General features: G+C 32.1%; 6 protein-coding genes and 1 pseudogene. 3 read left to right on the forward strand and 4 right to left on the reverse strand.

What is annotated here, in order from left to right; all coding sequences use genetic code 11:
- Window positions 1–191 (forward strand): annotated as a pseudogene (locus tag CBG25_RS08390) (heat-shock protein); the annotation flags it as partial.
- 49 nt (window positions 192–240) lie between these two features.
- Here CBG25_RS08390 and CBG25_RS08395 read toward each other — a convergent pair.
- Window positions 241–639, reverse strand: coding sequence for a hypothetical protein (locus CBG25_RS08395; RefSeq protein ID WP_290605980.1), 399 nt, complete (start codon window positions 637–639; stop codon window positions 241–243).
- 536 nt (window positions 640–1,175) lie between these two features.
- Here CBG25_RS08395 and CBG25_RS08400 point away from each other — a divergent pair.
- Together CBG25_RS08400 and CBG25_RS08405 are read left to right on the forward strand one after the other, a co-directional pair.
- Window positions 1,176–1,664, forward strand: a complete 489-nt coding sequence (locus tag CBG25_RS08400) for a lytic transglycosylase domain-containing protein (protein WP_290605982.1) — start codon at window positions 1,176–1,178, stop codon at window positions 1,662–1,664.
- Window positions 1,633–1,929, forward strand: a complete 297-nt coding sequence (locus CBG25_RS08405; RefSeq protein ID WP_290605984.1) for a hypothetical protein — start codon at window positions 1,633–1,635, stop codon at window positions 1,927–1,929. Before CBG25_RS08400 ends, CBG25_RS08405 begins: the two co-directional genes overlap by 32 nt.
- Window positions 1,930–1,968: 39 nt before the next feature.
- Here the strand turns inward: CBG25_RS08405 and CBG25_RS08410 are convergent, their stop codons facing one another.
- The 3 genes from CBG25_RS08410 to CBG25_RS08420 all read right to left on the reverse strand — a co-directional run.
- Window positions 1,969–2,649, reverse strand: coding sequence for an ATP-dependent Clp protease proteolytic subunit (locus CBG25_RS08410; protein ID WP_290605986.1), 681 nt, complete (start codon window positions 2,647–2,649; stop codon window positions 1,969–1,971).
- Window positions 2,650–2,738: 89 nt separating this feature from the next.
- The gene (locus CBG25_RS08415; protein WP_290605988.1) at window positions 2,739–2,915 is read right to left on the reverse strand and encodes a Rop family plasmid primer RNA-binding protein; all 177 of its coding nucleotides are present in this window, start codon (window positions 2,913–2,915) and stop codon (window positions 2,739–2,741) included.
- A gap of 258 nt (window positions 2,916–3,173) precedes the next feature.
- On the reverse strand, window positions 3,174–3,436 hold a 263-nt coding region (locus CBG25_RS08420; RefSeq protein ID WP_290603799.1), incomplete at its 5' end, for a transposase.

Below are 3,436 nucleotides of genomic sequence, written 5' to 3' on the forward strand. Positions count from 1 at the left end.
ATAAAGGTATTGAGAAAAAAGGATTTTCGATGAGTTTTGACCTTGACCATCGCATAAGGATCCAAAATGCCAATTTAGCCGATGGATTGCTAACATTAATTTTTAATTATGAAATACCGGAAGAACAGAAACCACAAAAAATTGCTATTGGTCAAAAATCTCAACCAGAAGTTATTGAACACAAAAAATAACCTTATTAGGCCCCTAAAATCAGGGGCTTTTAAATAAAAAAGCGTGATTTTATTTTTGCCTGAAAAAATGACTAACTTTATAATCCACTTCGTTAATTCTTTCTTTCACAGCTTGATAACCAAATGCTTTAATCATGTTATCATCAATATCCTGTGGACGCTTATGAGCAAATTCAAACATCGAATCGAGCTTTAATTCGGATTTAAGAACGGCATCAGCAATTAAAGCGAGTTTTTCATCCAAGGTAATATCCTTATTGCCACCTTGTTCATTTTTTTTCTTTAAAACTCTGACACCTATTTTTAGTATTTCCAATGCAACCGCCGTCCGGTTTGCCGTAGATTTATTTTCACCATCTTTTAATTTTTCATCGACCATTTCATCGATAAAATCCATAATACTAAAAGGAATTTTTAACAGAACAGGATGATTTTTTTCGCCTTTCATTTTCAAACCTCAAAAGAAATGAATTAAATTTACATGTAATTGCGTATTATATAATTAAGTTATAACTATATTAAAATTAATTAATAACTATTTTTTATGAAAAATTTTGATTTATATCACATTTTAAAACTATTTTTAAATTAAGTTAAAACTTAATAATAAATTAATAAAAACTTTATTTTGATGTTTTTTTATTAAAAAACATGAATTTATTTAAAAATAGCCATAACTTATTTAAAAAATATTTTTGACTTATCATTTTTATTGGTTATAAAAAAAGCTATTATTACATAAGTATCTAAAATTTAAATATAAAATTAGGCAAAATTTATTTTGCGTCTGGTGTGAGTTAGTAGTAGAAAAAGCGGATTTGGTGAGGTAACATTGATAGTCTTTATTGGTATTTCTTTAAAAAACCTTTTTGCTTTATAGGGGCGACAATATGCCTAATTGTTCTGGTTTAAACCAATAAACGGGGAAGCTAGATAGGTTAAAAATATTTCCTTCTTGCTCATCATTAAATAAAGAGTATTGTGATGAAGATAAAAAATTTAATGTTGCTGTTTTGTCTTGTTATCTCAAAATTATCACTTGCCGATTGTTTTGATAGAGCAGGAAACTATTATCAAATTGACCCCGATTATTTAAGAGCCATTGCCAGACAAGAATCAAACTTTAATCCCCATGCAAAAAACAAAAATAAAGATGGTTCACTTGATTTAGGGATTATGCAGATTAATAGCAAAACCTTTAATGCCATTAAAAAAGAATATCCTGCATTATCTGAAAAAGACTTAATTAATCATCCTTGTTTAAATATTCATATTGGTGCCATGATTTTAAGCCGTAACTTTGCTCTCTACGGTAAACATTGGTTAGCCGTTGGTATGTATAACGCTGGAATGAAAAATACCAATACATCAATTAAAAATCGTTTCCACTATGCAAATAAAATTTACCAACATTATCAGAAAATAAAAGCGGGAAAAATGAATGAGAATAAAATTTACGGGTCGCTGGAATAAACAAAGTCTTACGAAGGCTATTTGTGAAGCGATTGAGGAATTACAATTTTATGACATTGAATTTCTCTCCGGTGTTAATCTTTATTTTCACGGTGAAAATGTTAATTTTGATAAGATTGAAATTAAGAATGAAAATGATACCCCTGTTATGTTTATTTATGATAATAACATTCCGGTTATAAAGCCACGCAAAAAGAAAAGAAGGAAAGCACCCGTCATTAGCCTTGTGGATTTTAGAAGAAATAAAACCCACAAAGATAAATAATTACACAATCAGATTTTATTTTACACTCTCTGAATACAGTTAGTCTTTTCTTTTGTTAATGATATAGTAAGAAATATCTGATGGGATTATCCCCTCGGCAACTCCTGTAGCAATTTTTAATTCCTGTGCTTTATTCGTTGAAATATATTTTCTGGAGTCTTCACTAAAAAGAATCTTCTGTAACTCTTCACTTTTTAAGTTACTACATTCTTGATAAACGCCTCGAAAAAAATCATTACCAATTTCCACATCTTTACGTAGTAACTCTATTTCGTTCGGCCTGATAAATTCACTTTTAAAATTAGGCGTACCCGCAGGATGTAACACAAAATTTGCTAACGGAAAAGAAAGTCGACTTTGACCAGCACAGTAAATGATTGATGCAGCAGAACCAACCATCGCAGTATTAATTGTAATAACAGGGATAGTAGAATGTTTAATTGCTTCATAAGCCATATAAGCACTTTCCATGCTGCCACCGAAGCTGTTTATATATAATTTTATATCTTTTGTTTTCGGATAATTGTTATTAATTTCATCAATCACTGAAATCAATTCCATGGTTTCTTCTGGAGTAATAGTTCCATGATAAATTATCTTGGCCGATGTAATTTTCTCGTTTTTGATATTTTCCTTTTTTATTACGGTAACATCGGCTAATGCATTTAAGGTGTAGCTGAATAACAATAAAAACAAGTAAGATTTATAACTAAACTTCATGCTATTTCCTGTAATTAATTAAAATAAATTAGGGACATTTTATAGAAAAATTTGTACCATTTTCGCCACAAAAGCATAAGCGTAAATTATCACCTTTCCAGTGTCCGTTTTAAATTAAAATAAAGTGCTTCTGCCATGTCGTGCAAATCTTCGCACTCATCTGCACAATCATCCAGATTAAGTTGATTGAGCTTATCTAAGAGTATTAATGTTTGGCTTTTGATAAAACCCGCCATATTCATGGCTGATAATTCTTGCTTTGTCATCAATTATTAAAACTTTAAGTGAAATTAAAAAGAAAATGAATATAAGATTATTCTACCCGATGATAAGGATTTTTTCTTTTCCGGCGTTGCCTGTCAATGGCATGAAGAGAGGCAACCCCTGTCAGGGCACCTCGAAAAACTCAAGATTTTCAATTAACCCTTGGCTTTCATTCTAAATAATTAGATTTTTTTTGATTATCACGTTACTGATTCTATCGCACATTGCCCTGGCTAGGGCCATTTGACCCATTCTGGGCGTCAGAAAGCCACGATGCACGCGCTCTGGAAGTACGCCAACCGCTTTAGGTTGTAACATGCTGCCATCATCGTCATGGCAAAATTAGCGCGCACCTGTCCAATGGTGCGGATCAGTTTTCTACCCATTTGTTCCATCGCCGCAAATGCATGTTCAACCCGTGCCCTAGTCTTTGCAATCCTGTGGTTTCGCCCTTGCTGAGTCTTGGACAACGGTTTGTTTCGATGGCCTTTACGCTGAATCTGGCTCCTATAGCCGTTTGCCT

The sequence above is a fragment of the Arsenophonus sp. ENCA genome (assembly GCF_002287155.1).
Lineage (GTDB): Bacteria > Pseudomonadota > Gammaproteobacteria > Enterobacterales > Enterobacteriaceae > Arsenophonus > Arsenophonus nilaparvatae.